This window comes from Blastococcus sp. KM273128 (genome assembly GCF_021698975.1).
Taxonomy (GTDB): domain Bacteria; phylum Actinomycetota; class Actinomycetes; order Mycobacteriales; family Geodermatophilaceae; genus Blastococcus.
This window is the reverse complement of record NZ_SSXA01000217.1, coordinates 1-297: the sequence shown is the minus strand read 5'-3', so window position 1 is coordinate 297 and position 297 is coordinate 1. Positions and strand designations below refer to the sequence as shown.

Annotated in this window: 1 pseudogene; it reads left to right on the top strand. The window is 78.1% G+C overall.

The annotated features are described in order from the left end of the window. Window positions 1-297 (top strand): annotated as a pseudogene (locus tag E9529_RS21645) (hypothetical protein); the annotation flags it as partial.

The following is a 297-nucleotide window of genomic DNA, read 5'->3' as shown; positions in this document are numbered from 1 at the left end:
GAGCAGCGCGGGCCACAGCCGCTCCCGCTCGACGGCGTGGTGCCCGAGCAGCACCCGCGCGACCAGGTCGGCGTGCCCAGTGAGCTCGGTGGTGCGGGCAGCGCCGCGACCGCCTACGAGCGGGTGCTGCACCGGGCCGTGCACCGGGAGCTGCGGATGCTGGCCGAGCTCGCCTCCTGGGCGCCTCCCGGCGACGCCGCCCGCACCACCGAGCTCACTGGGCACGCCGACCTGGTCGCGCGGGTGCTGCTCGGGCACCACGCCGTCGAGCGGGAGCGGCTGTGGCCCGCGCTGCTC